Genomic DNA, 16,636 nt, shown 5'->3' with positions numbered 1-16,636 from the left:
CTGGATGCCCTGCGGCTGCTGGTGCGCGCCGGACACATGCCGCGCCGGGCGGCCGACGAGCTGGACGCCGAGGGGGAGGCCGTCCTCGCCCTCGTACAGCGGCAGCGAGATTCCCGGCTGACCGGCGGCGTTGAATACTGGGGTAAACGGGGTGAAGAGGCCCGAGCGGGTGAACGTTGACATCGGGTCCGGCGCGGCGGTGTCGAGCGTGCCCAGCGGCAGCGGGCGCTCGGCCAGGGCGGGGGTGAGCAGCACATCGTAGGGCTGAAGAAACGTGGTCAGCTGGCGGGCGAATGCCTGCAGTTGCACGACTGCGGCGAGCCCCTCGGTCGCGTTCAGGCTCTGGATCATCGCGTGGATCGCCCAGCTCATCGGCTCCACGTCCGTGGCTGTCGGCTCGTGCCCGGCGATCATCCCCGAGGCGGCGATCCCCAGCGAGATGTACGTGCAGAACACCACGCCGAACAGCTCCGCCAGGCCCTCGACCTGCCACGGCGGTTCGACCTCCACGACCTCGTGCCCGAGCGAGCGCAGCAGCTCGGCCGCCCGATCGACCCCGCGCGCACAGATTGGATCGACGGCGGCCTGCGCCAGCGGCGCCAGCTTCGTCATCGCGATCCGCAGCTGGGTGGGCGGGCCTCCAATCATCGCGGTGGCGGCGAGCGCGAACGGCTCGGCGGGGGGCGGCGCCCAGCTGGCGTCGCCGAGCTCGTAGCCGGCGAGCACGTCGAGGATCGCGGCCGTGTCGGCGACCGTGCGCGTCAGGACACCGTCGATCTCGATCGGCGAGTCGCCCTGCACCGGGGCGAGCGAGACGCGCCCGCGCGCTGGCTTCAGGCCCACGAGACCGCAGCACGCGGCGGGAATCCGGATCGAGCCACCGCCGTCGTTGCCGTGCGCGACCGGCACCATCCCGGCGGCGACCGCGGCGGCCGCCCCGCCCGAGGACCCGCCCGGGGTGCGCTGCAGGTCCCAGGGGTTGCGCGTCGGGCCAAAGATGCGCGCCTCGCTGACGGGCAGGATCCCGTACTCGGGCAGGGTCGTGGAGCCCACGATCACAAAACCGGCCTCACGCAGGCGGCGCGTCACGTTGTGATCACGATCGGCGACGTACTCGGCCATCAGCGCACAGCCGTTGGTGAGCCGCAGGCCCGCGACCGCGCGGTTGTTCTTGATTGCGATCGGCACGCCGGCGAACGGCCGCTCATCGCCCGGCCCAACCTCGGCGGCGCTGGCCATCGCGCGCTCGCCATCGATCTGGACGAACGCGTTGCACTCGGGATTGAGCTCCTCGATCCGCGCCAGCGAGATCTCGGTCAGCTCGCGTGCTGAGATCTCCCCCGCGCGGACCATGCCGGCAAGCTCGATGGCGGAACGGAACATCAGATCGCTGTCGGACACTGGCGCCTCCTCGGGATCGCTGCTTCAGAGCGCCCGCGCGGGCCTCCACTCGGGTAGGAGCCTACCCGCGCACCCATTCCTGCGACGATATGCGCTGGCGGCGGGCCGGTCAAAACTCTTCAAGTCGAAAGCGAGTGCCATGAGCGCGGTTGATACAGCAGAGGTCCAGTCGGGCCTGGAAGGCGTCGTCGCCTTCGCCACTGAGATCGCAGAGCCGGACAAAGAGGGTGGCGCACTGCGCTACCGCGGCGTCAACATCGAAGACCTGGTCGGCACGGTCCCCTACGAGCAGGTTTGGGGCCTCTTGGTCGACGGACGCCTGCAGCCTGGCCTGCCGCCCGCCGAACCGCACGCGCTGACCGTGCGCTCGGGCGATCACCGCGTCGACGTGCAGTCGGCACTGGCGATGCTCGCCCCGGAGTGGGGGTTCGGGCAGCTGATCGACATCACCGACGAGGAGGCCCGCGACAACCTCGCCCGCGCCTCAGTCATGGCGCTCTCCTTCGTCGCCCAGTCCGCGCGCGAAGCCGGCCAGCCGCCCGTGCCCCAGGATGAGATCGACCAGGGCCGGACGATCCCCGAGCGCTTTCTGATCCGCTGGCGCGGGGAGGCAAACCCCAATCACGTCAAGGCGATCGACGCCTACTGGATCTCCGCCGCCGAGCACGGCATGAACGCCTCGACGTTCACCGCCCGCGTGGTCGCCTCCACCGGCGCCGACGTCGCCGCCGCGCTGTCGGCCGCGGTCGGCGCCCTGTCTGGACCGCTGCACGGTGGGGCGCCCTCGCGCGTGCTGAAGATGCTCGAGGAAGTCGAAGCCACCGGCGACGCCGAGCGCTGGGTCGCAGACGCGCTGGATCGCGGCGATCGCCTGATGGGCTTCGGCCATCGCATCTACCGCGCCGAAGACCCTCGTGCGCGCGTGCTGCGGCGGACCTGCTCGGAACTTGGCTCCCCTCGCTTCCAGGCCGCCGAGGCGCTGGAGAAGGCCGCGCTCGCCGCGCTGCACGCGCGCCGTCCCGACCGCGTGCTGGCCACGAACGTCGAGTTCTGGTCGGCCGTGATCCTCGACCTCGCCGAAGTCCCGCCGGATCTGTTCACGCCGATGTTCACGTGCGCGCGCGTTGCGGGCTGGTCGGCGCACATCCTCGAGCAGAAGCGCGAGGGGCGCCTGATCCGCCCGACCGCGAAGTACGTCGGCCCGGCGCCGCGCCCGGTCTCGGCGGTCTGAGCGGCCCGAACGTCCACCGTGGGCGGCCGGCCTTCGACGGGCCGGCCGTCGCGCGGCCGATCCGTTAAATGGCACCGGCGCCCTGGACGGATCCAGGACGCCGGCACCTGCGGAAGAGTCGCCGTTGGCGCTCGCTTTCACGATTGCCGAGCGGCGAATGCGGAGGGTCGATGGTCCCAGCGCATGGGGCACACCGTAATCGAATACGGTGTCGTGTGCAAACTGGAACGTCTGTGTCTGGAAACGTGCCGCAGCACGCTCCGGTGCCGTAACGCCACTGACACCCTCCGCGCCACTAATGTCGCCGGTCCGTGGACCACCGTGGAGGGGAGCGTTTGGGGTCGCTGTTGGCGGAGATCCGCCATCCCGTTCGCCTGCCCATCCTCCTGGCGCTCGCCGACGAGCATCTCAGCCCGTCGCAGCTGGCCGAGCGCCTCGACGTCCCGCTGGACACCGTCGTCTACGCCGTCCGCGCCCTGCATCGCGCGGGGCTGATCGAGCTGGTCCGCGTCGAGCCCGCGGGCGTCGGCGAGAACACCGTGCGCCGCGTCTACCGCTCGCTGCGCGCGGACTGGCACCGCGTGGTCGAGGTCCTCAACGACTTCGTGCCGCCCGAGGCCGCGGCCTCGTCGGGCTAGGGTCACGACACTAGGCCTTCAGCACGGTCCTGGTCGTCGCGCCGCCCTTCGGGGTCAGCGCGACCGACACGGTGGTCTTCGTGCCGCGTCGCGCGGTTTTGGCGAGCGTGAGCGTGATCGTCCGGCGCGCGCCGGCCTTGACCGTGAAGCGCCGGGCCTTGGCGCCCTTGGCGGTCGCCCGGCCTGAGCACGGCGCGGCGCCGGGACAGCTGACCGTGAAGGTGATGTGCTTGCGGTCGCGGGCCAGGCGGGCGCCGGTGGCCTTCGGGACCGGCGTGGCCGCGCGCGGCCCGGAGGCCGGAGGGGCCGGGGCGGCGGGCGCGCTGGGGCCGGCGGGAGCCGGGGGCGTCCCGGGCCCGGACGGCGGCGGGAGGTCGACGACCACGTCGCTGCCGCCGTCGCCGCCGGCGTCGACCGGCACGTCGTCGTCGCGGACGCGGTCCATGACGACCTTGCCCGACCACCGCAGCGTGCAGTCGATGGTCTTGTCGTCGGCGAAGCCCGGGCACATCTCGAGGCCCTTCTGGAACGGCTCCTGCGTGACGTGCTGCTCGAAGTGGTCCATCCACAGCACCTCGTAGGGGAGGTCCCAGCGCAGGTCGAGGGGGCCCTGGCCGAGCGGCTTCTGCGCTTCGCCGCCCGGCTGCGTGAGCTCCCAGCCCGTGTGCCAGACGCCGCTGGGGCCGGGGCAGGTCAGGCCGATGTTCAGGTGCTCGGCCGGCCGCCACATCAGCGGCGTGCTGACGTCGCTGCCGAAGTCGTCGTTGTCGATCTCCGCGTCGCCGCGGAAGATGATCTCCGCGTCGTCGCAGGCGTAGGTGTCGGCGTCCCCGGTGACCTGGCGCTCGATGACCGAGGCGTCGTGCAGGGTGACCACGCCGGTCTGGATCGGCCGGACGCCGGTGTCGACGAGCTTCCCGTCGACGATCCGCACGTCCTGGTAGTCCGACTCATAGGCGAAGTCGAAGTTGTAGGTCTCGTCGGTCATCTGCGGGCTGGCGGGGTCCTCGCGGTGGTAATGGACCTTCATCGATCCCTCGCCGTAGGTCTTGACGTCGAAGAGGACGCGGTGCGGCGGCGCGACGGCCTGGGCGGCGGCGGGGGCGGCCGCCCAGGCGGCGAGGGCGAGGAGGAGGGCCGGACGGAGCATGCGGCGCATGGTGCGTCCGGCGCCGGGGTGCCCGCATCGGGGACCTCCCGGTCGCGGTGGCCGGGTACGGCTGCCCACACCATGCTATTGACATCCTGGTCAGTATCCGGATACCGTTGGGTATCTCATGGAGGCCACGACCGCACCCCTGCCGCGCGTGTCCCGGCGCGCCCCGCTGCCGCCGAGCCCGCGCATGCCGCGCGCCGTCCAGACGCTCGGCTGGATGAGCAGGCCGTTTCAGTTCGTCGAGCGCGCCCGCGCGAGCCTCGGCGACACGTTCACCATCCACATCGCGCGCGACGCGTTCGTGGTGCTCTCGGACCCCGCCGACGTCAAGCAGGTCTTCACCGGCGACCCGTCGGTCTACCTCGCCGGCGTCAGCAACGACATCCTGCTCCCGTTCCTGGGGCGCAAGTCGGTGCTGCTGCTCGACGGCGCCGCGCACATGAGCCAGCGCAAGCTGCTGCTGCCGCCCTTCCACGGCGAGAAGATGCGCCGCCACGTCGACCTCATGCGCGAGATCGCCGAGCGCGAGGTCGCCGACTGGCCGCGTGGCGTGCCGTTCAAGGCGCACCCGCACATGCAGAAGGTCACGCTCGAGGTGATCATGCGGATCGTCTTCGGCGTCGACGAGGGCGACCCGCGGCTGGCCGAGCTGCGCGAGCGGCTCCGCACGCTGCTGGAGGCGACGGTCGCGCCGAAGGAGCTGCGCAAGCTGTTGCTCTACGGCCCGCAGAAGGCCGACAAGAAGCGCATCTACGGGCACGTGCTCGACCCGGTCGACGAGACGATCGCCGCGATCGTGGCCGAGCGGCGCACGCGCGACGACCTCGCCGAGCGCGACGACGTCCTGTCGATGCTCCTGCTCGCGCGCCACGAGGACGGCACGCCGATGGACGGCACCGAGCTGCGCGACGAGCTGGTCACGCTGCTGGTCGCCGGCCACGAGACGACCGCGACCGCGCTGGCGTGGTCGCTGGAGCGTCTCACGCGCCATCCGGAGGCCCTGGAGCGCCTGACCGAGGAGGTGCGCGCCGACGCGGGCGACGAGTACGTCGACGGCGTCATCCGCGAGACGCTGCGCCTGCGGCCGGTGATCCCGTTCGTGGGGCGCAAGCTGAGCGAGCCGCAGACGATCGGCGGCTGGGACCTGCCGGCGGGCGTGCGCGTCGCGCCGTCGATCCACCTCATGCATCGCCGTGAGGACGTCTACCCGCAGGCCGCGGCGTTCCGGCCGGAGCGCTGGCTGGGCGTGCGACCCAACCCCTACACCTTCCTGCCCTTCGGGGGCGGCGTGCGCCGCTGCCTGGGCGCGGCGTTCGCCGAGACCGAGATGCGCGCGGTGCTGGCGGCGATCGTCCGCAACGTCCGCGTGGAGGCCGCGCGCCCGGAGAGCGAGAAGGTCGGCCGGCGCGTGATCACGCTCGTTCCGGGGCGCGGGGCTGAGATCATCGCCACGTGACCGAACGCCTGACGCGCAAGCAACGCCAGGAGCACACGCGGACCTGCCTGCTGGAGGCGGCGGCCCGCGTGTTCGCGCGGCGCGGCCTGGCGCAGGCGTCGGTGGACGAGGTCGCGGCCGACGCGGGCTTCACCAAGGGCGCGGTCTACGCGAACTTCGGCTCCAAGGAGGAGCTGTTCCTGGAGATGCTCGACCGCAAGTTCGCGGCGCGCCTGGAGGAGCTGGAGGCCGTGCTGGCGTCCGGCCAGTCGCCGGAGGAGCAGGCGCGCGCGGCGGGCCGCGAGTTCCTGGCGACGATCAGCGGCGACCCGGAGTGGGGGCGGCTCTTCTACGAGGCGGCGCTGCACGCGTCGCGCAACGAGGCGTTCCGCGAGAAGCTCCAGGGGTCCTACGCGCAGATGCGCGCGGGGATGGTCGAGCTGCTGCGCGCGCGGCTGGAGGCCGACGGCCTGGAGCCGCCGGTGCCCTACGACCAGCTGGCGATGATGTTCTTCGCGATGGCCAACGGGGTCGGCTTCGAGCGCCTCGTCGAGGGCGACGCGGTGCCCGACGACCTCTTCGCGACCATGTTGGGGTTGTTCACGCGCGGCGCGTGGTCACAGCAGCTCGACGGGGTCGCCGACGGCGATCCGGCCTGAGCCGCGCATCCGCGCGTTGATCCCGAACAGCCCCTCGCGGTGGCGCGTGAGCCACTTGAGGATGTTGGGGTCCTTGACGGTCGTGTCGGGGTCGCGCGTGGGGATGACGCAGCGCGCGCACGGGTGCAGGAGGTCGAGCGTGACGTCGCCGACGCGCAGCGCCCGGCCCTCCCAGTCGTTCTCGGCGAAGGGCGCCGTGCCGTCGCCGAGCACGACGTGGACGTTGGTGCGGAAGCGGCGCAGGTCGAGGGCGTCGTCGCCGAGCGCGGCGGCGAGGGCCTCGAGCGTCGCCTGCGTCGTGACCAGGACCGAGTCGTTGAGGTCCTGCATGAGCGCCTCGTCGCGGCGCAGCGTGACCGTCCGGCCGAGGTCGTCGCCGAGCGCGGCGGGCAGCGCGGGGTCGTCCCAGGCGAACGTCTCGCCGGTCGGCGCGGTGATCGTCGGCAGCGGGACGGCGCCGGGCCGGAGCGTGTCCCCGGGCGCCTGCGCGTAGGCCGCGCGCCAGCGCAGCATGCCGGGCGCTTGGCGCACCGTGAGGCGGCGCGGTTCGTCCTTGAAGGTGTCGTACAGCGCGTGGGCGCGGTCGCCGGCGACGCCGCGGCCGTCGAGCCACAGCGCGTCGGCGTCCTCGCCGGCCAGCGACTTCACCGGCCAGCGGTGGAGGGACGCGACGGCTCCGGCGGGCACCGATCTATCGTAGGCCGCGCGTGGCCAAGCTCCTCGTCACCGGCGCCTCGGGGTTCCTGGGCCGCGCGCTCGTCGCGGCGGCGAGCGACGACGACGTCGTGACCGGGCTCACGTCGGCGGTCGACGTGCGCGACCCGGACGCGCTGCGCGCGGCGTTCGCGCGCGCCGCGCCCGAGGTCGTCGTCCACACCGCCTACGTCCAGAGCGGGCCGACGGCGCACGCGGTCAACGCCGACGGCGCCGGGAACGTCGCGGCCGCCGCGCGGGCGGCGGGCGCGCGGCTGGTGCACGTGTCGACCGACGCGATCTTCGCGGGCGACGGCGACCGCCCGCTGCGCGAGGAGGAGCCGGCGCGGCCCGTGACCGCCTACGGCGCGACGAAGGCGGCCGCCGAGCCCCTGGTGATGGCCGCCCATCCGGACGCGCTGATGGTCCGCACGTCGCTGATCGTCGGCGGGCCCGACCACGCGCCCTCGCCGCACGAGGAGCGGGCGGTCGCGGCGGCGCGCGGCGAGCTCGACCTGGCGTTCTTCACCGACGAGATCCGGTCGCCGATCGCGGTGGACGACCTTGCCCGGGCGCTGCTGGACCTGGCGGCCACCGACGCGCGCGGCGCGCTGCACCTCGGCGGTCCGGACGCGGTCAGCCGGCTGGAGCTCGCGCGGCTGGTCGTGGTCGCCGCGGGCCTGGACCCGGCGACGCTCCGTGGCCGTCCGGCGCCGCCCGACCGCCCGCGCTTCTGCCCGCTGGACAGCTCCCGCGCGCTGGCGCTGCTGCGCGTCGCCCCGCCGCGGGGCGTGCGCGAGCTGTACGCGTCCGCGCGCGGTCATCGAACCTGCTGAGCGGCGCGGATCGGGTCGACGAAGGATGCAGACGGACCGGTGCTTCCGGGGGGAAGCCCGAAGGCCCGGGCGCCCGGCGAGGCGCCCGGGCCTTCTTCATGTCGTTCTGCGACCATGACCCACATGTCAGAGGGCCCCACCCCAGTCTCCATCGACGTCGACGCGCTGCTCGGCACCCGTGCCGTCGAGGCCGGCGTCTCGGCGCTGGCCGGCCGCAACCAGCACCACCTCGCGGCGATGGCGCCCGAGGAGCAGGTCGAGGCCGCCAACCACTGGCGCGAGCTGGCCGTCGAGGTGCTGTCCGCGGCGCGCAACGCCCTCACGCAGGCCCAGGCCGTCCAGGGCGCCGGCCGCGCGGTCATCGTGCTGGAGGACTCCGGCGGCGAGGAGGTCAACGTGCACGTGACGTTCTCCCCGCAGCTGGAGGAGATGTCCGACGGCTCGATCGCCGGCACGCCCGCCCAGCTCGCCGCGATGTCGATCCTCGAGTCGATCGCCGGCGACGCCGAGGGCGGCCACGGCCACTCGCACGACGACGAGCACGGCGGGCACGGCCACTCCCACGACTGAGCGGGAGTCCCCCGCTCGTCGGCCCGCCCGCCCGGCTAGCCCCAGAAGCCGGGGTCGTGGATCAGCTCGCCGTCGGCCTCGAAGTGCGGGCCGAAGGCGAGGTACTCCAGGCCGTCCGGCCCGCCCTCCAGCGCCCGCGCGACGCCGGGCGCGATCCGCACCGCGTCGTAGGGCTTCAGGTCCACGATCTCGTCGTCGAGCTTGATCCGGCCGCTGCCCGCGATCACGAAGTAGACCTCCTCGGCCTCGTCGTGCTTGTGGGCGAAGCCCTGCCGCTGCCCGGGCTTGACCTTCATCAACGCGACGCCGGTGCCCTCGGCGTCGAGGTCGTCGCGGCAGAACCGCGCCTCCTGCCGCTCGCCGAAGCCGAACTTGGGCGCGGAGTCCTCGACCTCGCGCAGGTTCTTGATCGTGTGGCTCATGGGGCGGACGCTACCCCACCGACGACGAAGGGCCCGGCAGGTGCCGGGCCCTTCGCGTACAACAAGCTCGAAGGAGCTTGTGCTACATCATGCCGCCCATGCCGCCCATGTCGGGCATGCCACCGCCGGCGCCATCCTTCTCCGGGATCTCGGCCACGATGGCCTCGGTCGTGAGGATGTTCTTGGCGATCGACGCCGCGTTCTGCAGCGCGGAGCGGGTGACCATGGCCGGGTCGATGACGCCGTCGGCGACGAGGTCGACGATCTCGCCCGTGGCGGCGTTCAGGCCGTGGCCCTTCTTGGCCTTGCGCACGTCGGCGACGACGACGGAGCCCTCGAGGCCCGCGTTCTCGGCGATCTGACGCAGCGGCTCCTCCAGCGAGCGCAGGATGATGCGGGCGCCGGTGCGCTCGTCCTCATCCGCGATGCCGTCGGCGTTGACGCCGTTGGAGGCCTGCAGCAGCGCGACGCCGCCACCCGGGACGATGCCCTCCTCCAGCGCGGCGCGCGTGGCCTGCAGCGCGTCCTCGACGCGGTGCTTCTTCTCCTTCATCTCCGTCTCGGTGGCCGCGCCGACCTTGACGACGGCGACGCCGCCGGACAGCTTGGCCAGGCGCTCCTGGAGCTTCTCCCGATCGAAGTCGGAGTCGGTGTTCTCGACCTCGGACTTGATCTGGTTGATGCGGCCCTTGATGGCCTCCAGGTCACCGGCGCCGTCGACGATCGTCGTGTTGTCCTTGCCGACGACCACGCGGCGGGCGCGACCGAGCTGGGACAGCTGGGTGTTCTCCAGCTTGAGGCCCATCTCCTCGGTGATGACCTCGCCGCCCGTCAGGATCGCGATGTCCTCGAGCATGCGCTTGCGGCGGTCGCCGAAGCCCGGGGCCTTGACGGCCACGCCCGTGAACGTGCCACGGAGCTTGTTGACGACCAGCGTCGCCAGGGCCTCGCCCTCGACGTCCTCGGCGATGATGAGGATCGGCTTGCCGCCCTGGATGACCTGCTCGAGGACCGGCAGCACGTCGCGGACGGAGCCGATCTTCTGGTTGGCGATGAGGATGTAGGGATCCTCGAGGGTGGCCTCCATGCGCTCCTGGTCGGTGACCATGTACGGGGAGACGTAGCCCTTGTCGAACTGCATGCCCTCGGTGAACTCGAGGTCCATGCCGAAGGTCTGGCCCTCCTCGACGTTCACGACGCCGTCCTTGCCGACCTTCTCGATCGCGTCGGCGATGACGTCGCCGATCTCGTCGTCGCCGGCCGAGATGGTGGCGACGCGAGCGATCTGCTCCTTGCCCTGGACGGGCTTGGAGAGCTTCTGGATGTTGGCGACGATCTGGTTGACCGCGATCTCGATGCCCTTCTTGAGCCCGAGCGGGTTCGCGCCGGCGGTGACGTTCTTCAGGCCGTTGCGGACGATGGCCTGCGCCAGGACCGTCGCGGTCGTCGTGCCGTCGCCGGCGACGTCGTTGGTCGCCGTGGCGACCTCGCGGACGAGCTGCGCGCCCTGGTTCTGGAAGACGTCCTCGACCTCGATCTCACGGGCGATCGTCACGCCGTCGTTCGTGATCGTGGGGGCGCCGAACTTCTTGTCGAGGACGACGTAGCGACCCTTCGGGCCGAGCGTGACCTTGACGGCGTTGGCGACGGCGTCGACGCCGGCCTCGAGGGCCTTGCGCGCCTCGGCGTTGTACTTCAGTTCCTTGTGAGCCATGGCTTCTAAGAGCTCCTAGTTCTCGATCTTGGCGAGCACGTCGGACTCGCGAAGGACCAGCAGGTCCTCGCCGTCGACCTTGATCTCGGTGCCGCCGTACTTGCTGTAGAGGACCGTGTCGCCCTTGGCCACGTCGAGGGGGATGCGCTTCTCCCCGTCCTCGTCAAAGCGGCCATCGCCGACGGCGAGGACCTCACCCTTCTGCGGCTTCTCCTTGGCCGTGTCCGGGAGGACGAGACCGGAAGCGGTCTTCTCCTCCTCCTCGATGGCGCGGACGATCAGCCGATCGCCGAGGGGCTTGAGATTCATCTTGACCTCCGTTGAGGTGACGGACTGCAACGTTTTGTGTGCGAGACAGCGTTGTTGGCACTCGTACTGGCTGAGTGCCAACGATGCGGTCGATAGTAGCGAGTCACCGGCGGCGGTCAAGCCTTGATTGGCACTCTTCACATCTGAGTGCCAAGCGTTGGGACGTCCGTCCAACGTGAACGCCGTCAGGGCCCAGTTCGGCCGCGAACGGTCGATGGACGGGGCTATGGAGCAGAAAGGGCTGCGTGCAGGCCACTTCCTGGCGCTCGTGGGTGCGCTGATCGCCGTCGGGTCGCTGTGGCGGCCGTGGTATTCGGTGCGGTTCCCGCCCGAGCTGCGCGAGATGCTCGGCGCCGGCGGGCCGCTGGGGAGCGATCCCGGGCTGTTCGGGCAGATGGCGCGGACGGTGGCGGGCTCGATCCCCGACCAGGTCTCGGTGTCCGGATGGGAGGTGCTCAACGGCGCCGACGTCGGGATCACCGTGCTGGCGATCGGGGTCGCGGCGGTGATCCTCGCGGCGTCGGGCGCGATCAGCGGGCTGCGGGTCGACGCGGGCCTGGCGGCGCGCGCCGCCTCCCTGGCGGGCCTCGGCGTCCTGGCGCTCGCGGTCTGGCACGTGGTCCACAAGCCGGTGCCGGGCCAGGTCGCCGACTGGCTGCACGTCGAGCAGGGTGTGTGGATGGCGCTCGTCGGGGGCGCGGCGATGCTCGGCGGCGGTCTGTGGGCGGGCGCCCAGCCCGCGGCCGGCGGCGCGACCGCGCGCGGGACCGGGTCCTCCGGATCCGCGCCGCTGAACACCGCGTTCCCGCCGCTGACGCCCGACCTGCCGCCGGTCTTCGCCGAGCCGGTGGGCGGGACGGCGGCGGTCTCCTCGGTACCGCCGCCGTCGCACCGCTGAGTCGCGCGGGAGCCGGCCGCTAGGCCGTGACGTCCGTCGCGGACGCCGTGAGGTCGTTGAACCGCACGGTGAGCGTGACGGTCGCGACCGCCGTCTGGCCCGTCGGGTTGGCGACCGTGAACGGTCCCGACCCGGCGCCGGTGAAGTCCTGCAGCGTGGCCGGGTCCGTCAGGTCGATGGCCTTGTCGGTCGGGAACGAGAACGGGTTCGGCGTGGCGTCGACGCGCGGCGCCTTGAACGGGATCGGGTAGACCGGCGCCCCGCCCGCGGCGGCGTTGGCCTTCGACGTGATCGGCACGGTGGCCGGCAGGGGCGCGTTGCCGCCGCCGATGATCAGGCCCGGGGAGCCGGCGGTCGTCAGCGTGACGATGCCGGCCGAGGCGACCGGATCGTCGGGGCCGGTGCCGTCGGACTCGCCGGAGCGCACCCCGGCCAGGAGGGTGATCGGCGTCGCGCTCGTGACGTCGGCGGGGACGGGCACGAGCACCGTGCCGCTGAGCGTCGCGGCGTTGGTGTCGTCCGGGATGTCGGACGACGTCAGGATCGCTCCGGGCACGTCGTTGCCGCCCAACTGCACCTTGACCACGCCGTACTCCTGCGCCGCGAACGCGTCGCCGAGCTTGGTCAGGCCCTCGCCCGCCGCGGTCAGGCCGGAGGCGAGCTTCGTGAGCCCGTCGAGCACGGCCGGGACCTGGCCGAACAGGACGTTGAGCCCGTTCTGCGCGGCGGCGGCCTTGTCGTCGGCGGTCTTGGCGTTGGCGATGCCGCTGGCCGCGTCCTTGAGCGCCTTCTTGGCGTCCTTGGAGGCGGACTTGGCGGTCTTCCCGGCGCTGGTGGCCGACTTCTGGGCCTTCTTGATCGCGGTGTTCTGCGCCTTCTCGGACTTCGAGACCTTCGTCGCGGCCTGGGCGCCGGGGGCGCACAGGGCGAGGGAGGTCGCGGCGACGGCAGCCGCCAGCAACGGCCGGCGAGCGGCATGGGACATGAGATGGTCCTCCTCGTTTCGGACAGAGACGACGCCGCGTGAACCTGAACAGGGACCGTTCGCGCGAACGTCGCCGACGAACCTACGCCGGGCGCGACCCAAAAGGCAAGCACGGTCAACGATGAGTGTCGTCGGTGCAAGCGCTCGGTCAGGCGTCGCGCGGCCGCACGCCCCAGCGCACGACCCCGCCGCCCCAGACCAGGCCGGCGCCGAAGGCGGCCAGCAGCACGGTCGCGCCCGGCGCCAGCCGCCCGTCCTCGTCGGCGGCCGACAGCGCGATCGGCAGCGAGGCCGCGGAGGTGTTGCCGAAGCGCGGGATCGTGTCGATCACGCGCGCGTCGTCGAGCCCGAGCTCGTGGCCGACCGCGCGCAGGATGCGCCCGTTGGCCTGGTGGTAGACGAACAGGTCGACGTCGCCGAGCGCGATCCCCGCGGCCTCCAGGGCCTCGTGGGTGACGTCGGTCATCAGCTCCACCGCGCGGCGGAAGACCGCGCGGCCGTCCATCCAGATCGTGCCCCCGTTGGGCAGGTTGATCAGCGGTCCGCCGGACGGGTCGGAGTGCAGGCGGATCGGCCCGACGTCGGCGGCCTCCGCGTCAGTGGCCTCCAGCACGACCGCGCCCGCGCCGTCGCCGAAGAGCATCGCGGTGTCGCGGTCGTCGCGGTTCAGGTACCGCGACAGCCCGTCGGCGCCGACGACCAGGACCTTCTCGGCACGCCCGGCCTCGATCGCGCTCGCGCCGACGCTCAGGCCGGTGAGGAAGCCCGTGCACGCGGCGCTGACGTCGAGCGTCGAGGCGCCGTCGGCGCCGAGCAGGCCGGTGACCCACGTCGAGGCGTGCGGGCTCAGCTCGTCGGGGCTGGTGGTCGCGATCAGCACCATGTCGATCGCGCCGCCGTCCACGCGCGCCCTCGCCAGCGCGGCGCGGCCCGCCTCGGCGGCCAGGTCGGCCAGCCGCTCGCCGTCGGCCAGGTAGCGGCGCTCGCGGGTCCCGGACCGGCGCTCCAGCCACGCCTCCTCGACGCCGAGCCGCTGGGCGATCTCCGCGTTGCCGACGACCCGTGCCGGGACCGCGTGCCCGATCCCGGTGAGCGCCGCTCCGCGCACCGCGCTCATCGCCCCAGCGTCGCCCGCGCGCGCTGCACCAGCACGAAGCGCCGCACCTTGCCCGAGGCCGTGAGCGGCAGCTCGTCCGCACGGACGAACAGCACGTGCGCCGGGACCTTGAAGCGGCTCAGCCGATCGCGGCAGTGGATCAGCAGCGCCTCCTCGGAGGGCGCGTCCGCGCCGTCGGCGACGACGACGAACGCGCAGCCGATCTCGCCCATCCGCTCGTCGGGCAGGCCGCAGACGTGCGCCTGCTCGACCGCGTCCAGCTCGGTCAGGATCGCCTCGACCTCCTGTGGCATCACCTGCTCGCCGCCGCACTTGTAGGTGTCCTTGCCGCGGCCGGTGAGCTCCAGGTAGCCGTCGGGGCGGACGCGGCCGAGGTCGCCGGAGCGCAGCCAGCCCCGGGCGTCGAAGGCCTGCGCGTCGCCGTGCGCGTCGCCCGCGTAGCCGCGCGTCACGATCGGGCCGGTGGCGACCAGCTCGCCGACCGCGCCGTCGGGCAGCGCCGCGCCGGTGTCCGGGTCGATCGTCCGGTAGGACGACAACATGCCGTCCAGCGCCGGATCGCCGGCCACGCCGCCGAGCTTGGGGCGCCCGACGGTCTCCACCAGGAGTTGGACCGGGTCGCCGGGCAGCGTGAACGTCGTCGCCGCCGAGGTCTCGGTCATCCCGTAGCCGGTGACCAGCTCGCTGACGCCGAGCGTCTCGGCCAGCTGGGCCCACAGGCGCGCCGGGCAGGCCGCGGCCGCCGACATCACCGCGTGCAGCGAGGAGGTGTCGTAGGCGCCGGAGGCGGCCGCGTCGACGACGGCCAGCGACATCGTCGGCACCATCAGCACCTCGTGGGCCCGGTGGCGCGCGATCGCCTCCAGCGTGTCGACCGGCTCGAAGGCCAGGCGCGGGACGATCGCGCCGGCCGCGAGCAGGGCGGCGAGCATCCCCTCGACGTAGGCGAAGACGTGGTGCAGCGGCAGCGCGAAGAGGATCCGGCGGCCGTCCTCGAACCCGCGCGTGTAGGCCGACCCGTAGGCGCTGCGCAGCAGCATGTCGTGGGTCAGCTGGGCGCCGCGCGGATGGCCGGTCGTGCCCGAGGTGGTGAAGATCGTCGCGACGTCGTCGGGCGACGCCGCCCGCGCGCGCCGCGCCAGCTCGGCGTCGAGCGCCGGGTCGGCGTCGCGCTCGAAGGCTCCGAGCCGCGTGGCCTCCGGGCGCGTGCCCGGCGCGTCGTCGCCGTCGTCGACCAACACGACGCGGCGCAGCGCGGGGAGCGCCGCGCCGCCGCCCTCGCGCTCCCAGCCCGGCGCGATCCCGTCCAGCGCGCCCGCGATGCCCGCGTCGCGGAAGCGCGCCACCGCCAGCAGCGCCGCGACCTCGTGCTGGGCCAGCAGCTCGGCCAGCTCGCGCGGCTGCAGGCGCACGTTGAGCGGCACGCCGATCGCGCCCACCCGCGAGATCGCGTGCGTGACGGCGGCGAACGCCGGCGCGTTGGGCAGGACCACCGCGACGCGGTCGCCCGGCTCCACGCCCGCGGCGACCAGCCCGCGGGCGATCCGCGCCGACCACTCCGCCAATTCGGCGTAGGTGACCGCGCGCTCGTCGGTGAGCACCGCGGCGCGGCCGGGATGCGCGGCGGCGACGTCGTCCAGCGCGGCGTGCAGCGCGCGCGGGACCCACTCCGGATGACGGGCCTCGAGCGCCGCGCGCGCGGCGCTGACGTCGAAGGCCGCCGTGCTCACGTCTCGGCGACGTCCTCCTCGTCGCCGCGCGGCGCGGCCACCTGCCGCACGGCTCGGACCAACGTCTCGGCGTTGGCCGCCTTGGAGACGTGCCCGTCGGCGCCCGCGGCCGCGGCCTCGTCGGCCAGGTCCTCGCTGGGCATCCCGGACACCAGCAGCACCGCGGTGTCCGGCAGCTCGGCGCGGATGCAGCGCAGGACCTCCTGCGAATGCTCGGGCTGGGGCAGCAGCCGGTCGAGGATCACGACGCCGGGCCGAGTGCCCCGGATCCCGTCGATCGCCTCCGGCGCCGAGCGGGCGGCGCCGACGACCTCGATGTCCGAATGCGCCTCCAGCCAGGCGGACGCCAGCGTGCCGAACCCGAGCGAGTCGTCGGCGATGAACACTCGCAACACGGAAAGCCCCCTTGCCCGTGGCGCGCGCGATGGCGCGCAGCGCTAGTTCTGCGCCCCTCCGATGCCCAGGCGGGCATCGGTGAACGACGGAGGGTGGACGATGATCTGCGAGAAGCGCACGACGGTGACGATGTCCTCCATCGTGACCTTCTTGCCGTAGATCTGCTCGAGGAAGTGGATCATCTCCTCGTGGCGGCGGAACTCGGGGTTGTCGTGCTCGATGTCCCGCGGCGTCAGATCCCGGACGCGCTTGACCTCGACCTGGTCGATGACCGCGTCGAAGATCTTCTCGCGCGGCGAGTGCTGGTAGCCGATCGTGACCAGCACCGCCTGGTTCTTCTTGTACTTGTGCGACTTGTCGCCGAGCCGGATCGTGGCGGTCTTGCGACCGCGCTTGAGCTGGTCGGCGAAGATCGTGGAGTAGAAGTTCAGGACCTGCATCCGGCG

18 protein-coding genes are annotated in these 16,636 nt (G+C 72.7%); 7 read left to right on the top strand and 11 right to left on the bottom strand.

Going from position 1 to position 16,636, the window contains the following annotated elements; genetic code table 11:
• Window positions 1-1,401: amidase (locus tag VFG42_RS01855; protein ID WP_324904648.1), on the bottom strand; the 1,401-nt coding region annotated here is incomplete at its 3' end.
• Between the two features lie 139 nt (window positions 1,402-1,540).
• Between VFG42_RS01855 and VFG42_RS01850 the strand changes: the two genes are divergently transcribed.
• Both VFG42_RS01850 and VFG42_RS01845 read left to right on the top strand, forming a co-directional pair.
• Complete coding sequence (locus tag VFG42_RS01850; protein ID WP_324904645.1) at window positions 1,541-2,632, top strand: citrate synthase 2; 1,092 nt, start codon at window positions 1,541-1,543, stop codon at window positions 2,630-2,632.
• A gap of 311 nt (window positions 2,633-2,943) precedes the next feature.
• Window positions 2,944-3,270 carry a helix-turn-helix domain-containing protein gene (locus tag VFG42_RS01845; RefSeq protein ID WP_324904643.1) on the top strand — a complete coding sequence of 109 codons (327 nt, stop codon included), beginning with the start codon at window positions 2,944-2,946 and terminating at the stop codon, window positions 3,268-3,270.
• A gap of 10 nt (window positions 3,271-3,280) precedes the next feature.
• Here the strand turns inward: VFG42_RS01845 and VFG42_RS01840 are convergent, their stop codons facing one another.
• Window positions 3,281-4,420, bottom strand: a complete 1,140-nt coding sequence (locus VFG42_RS01840; RefSeq protein WP_324904641.1) for a hypothetical protein — start codon at window positions 4,418-4,420, stop codon at window positions 3,281-3,283.
• A 127-nt stretch (window positions 4,421-4,547) separates the two neighbouring features.
• Here VFG42_RS01840 and VFG42_RS01835 point away from each other — a divergent pair, with 127 nt between their 5' ends.
• Together VFG42_RS01835 and VFG42_RS01830 are read left to right on the top strand one after the other, a co-directional pair.
• Complete coding sequence (locus tag VFG42_RS01835; protein ID WP_324904639.1) at window positions 4,548-5,882, top strand: cytochrome P450; 1,335 nt, start codon at window positions 4,548-4,550, stop codon at window positions 5,880-5,882.
• Window positions 5,879-6,520: a TetR/AcrR family transcriptional regulator gene (locus tag VFG42_RS01830; protein WP_324904637.1), complete on the top strand. Its 642-nt coding sequence runs from the start codon at window positions 5,879-5,881 to the stop codon at window positions 6,518-6,520. The genes VFG42_RS01835 and VFG42_RS01830 overlap by 4 nt, the downstream gene beginning before the upstream one ends.
• Here VFG42_RS01830 and VFG42_RS01825 read toward each other — a convergent pair.
• Complete coding sequence (locus tag VFG42_RS01825) at window positions 6,479-7,207, bottom strand: MOSC domain-containing protein (protein WP_324904635.1); 729 nt, start codon at window positions 7,205-7,207, stop codon at window positions 6,479-6,481. The two genes, VFG42_RS01830 and VFG42_RS01825, sit on opposite strands and share 42 nt — an antisense overlap.
• Before the next feature lie 20 nt (window positions 7,208-7,227).
• Here VFG42_RS01825 and VFG42_RS01820 point away from each other — a divergent pair, with 20 nt between their 5' ends.
• Together VFG42_RS01820 and VFG42_RS01815 are read left to right on the top strand one after the other, a co-directional pair.
• Window positions 7,228-8,049: an SDR family oxidoreductase gene (locus VFG42_RS01820; protein WP_324904633.1), complete on the top strand. Its 822-nt coding sequence runs from the start codon at window positions 7,228-7,230 to the stop codon at window positions 8,047-8,049.
• Window positions 8,050-8,172: 123 nt separating this feature from the next.
• Window positions 8,173-8,619, top strand: a complete 447-nt coding sequence (locus tag VFG42_RS01815) for a hypothetical protein (RefSeq protein ID WP_324904631.1) — start codon at window positions 8,173-8,175, stop codon at window positions 8,617-8,619.
• A 35-nt stretch (window positions 8,620-8,654) separates the two neighbouring features.
• Here the strand turns inward: VFG42_RS01815 and VFG42_RS01810 are convergent, their stop codons facing one another.
• The 3 genes from VFG42_RS01810 to groES all read right to left on the bottom strand — a co-directional run bounded on the left by VFG42_RS01810 (window position 8,655) and on the right by groES (window position 11,064).
• A complete protein-coding gene (locus VFG42_RS01810; RefSeq protein WP_324904629.1) occupies window positions 8,655-9,041 on the bottom strand; it encodes a cupin domain-containing protein in 387 nt (128 codons plus the stop codon).
• Between the two features lie 82 nt (window positions 9,042-9,123).
• On the bottom strand, window positions 9,124-10,755 hold the full coding sequence (groL, locus tag VFG42_RS01805; protein WP_324904627.1) for a chaperonin GroEL: 1,632 nt from the start codon (window positions 10,753-10,755) through the stop codon (window positions 9,124-9,126).
• A gap of 15 nt (window positions 10,756-10,770) precedes the next feature.
• Complete coding sequence (gene groES, locus VFG42_RS01800) at window positions 10,771-11,064, bottom strand: co-chaperone GroES (protein ID WP_324904625.1); 294 nt, start codon at window positions 11,062-11,064, stop codon at window positions 10,771-10,773.
• Between the two features lie 226 nt (window positions 11,065-11,290).
• Between groES and VFG42_RS01795 the strand changes: the two genes are divergently transcribed.
• Window positions 11,291-11,962, top strand: coding sequence for a hypothetical protein (locus VFG42_RS01795; protein ID WP_324904623.1), 672 nt, complete (start codon window positions 11,291-11,293; stop codon window positions 11,960-11,962).
• A gap of 19 nt (window positions 11,963-11,981) precedes the next feature.
• Here the strand turns inward: VFG42_RS01795 and VFG42_RS01790 are convergent, their stop codons facing one another.
• The 5 genes from VFG42_RS01790 to VFG42_RS01770 form a co-directional block, all read right to left on the bottom strand.
• Window positions 11,982-12,947, bottom strand: a complete 966-nt coding sequence (locus VFG42_RS01790) for a hypothetical protein (protein ID WP_324904621.1) — start codon at window positions 12,945-12,947, stop codon at window positions 11,982-11,984.
• Between the two features lie 148 nt (window positions 12,948-13,095).
• Window positions 13,096-14,064 (bottom strand): beta-ketoacyl-ACP synthase 3, encoded by a 969-nt coding sequence (locus VFG42_RS01785; protein WP_324904619.1) that lies wholly within the window; start codon window positions 14,062-14,064, stop codon window positions 13,096-13,098.
• The gene (locus tag VFG42_RS01780) at window positions 14,061-15,794 is read right to left on the bottom strand and encodes a class I adenylate-forming enzyme family protein (protein ID WP_324904617.1); all 1,734 of its coding nucleotides are present in this window, start codon (window positions 15,792-15,794) and stop codon (window positions 14,061-14,063) included. Before VFG42_RS01780 ends, VFG42_RS01785 begins: the two co-directional genes overlap by 4 nt.
• Window positions 15,791-16,189, bottom strand: coding sequence for a response regulator (locus tag VFG42_RS01775; protein WP_324904615.1), 399 nt, complete (start codon window positions 16,187-16,189; stop codon window positions 15,791-15,793). The genes VFG42_RS01780 and VFG42_RS01775 overlap by 4 nt, the downstream gene beginning before the upstream one ends.
• Window positions 16,190-16,231: 42 nt before the next feature.
• Complete coding sequence (locus tag VFG42_RS01770) at window positions 16,232-16,630, bottom strand: ASCH domain-containing protein (RefSeq protein ID WP_324904613.1); 399 nt, start codon at window positions 16,628-16,630, stop codon at window positions 16,232-16,234.
• Window positions 16,631-16,636 lie beyond the last annotated feature (6 nt).

Source organism: Baekduia sp. (assembly GCF_035685985.1).
GTDB lineage: Bacteria > Actinomycetota > Thermoleophilia > Solirubrobacterales > Solirubrobacteraceae > Baekduia.
The sequence above is the reverse complement of the archived record's forward strand: the minus strand, read 5'-3'. Positions and strand labels throughout refer to the sequence as shown.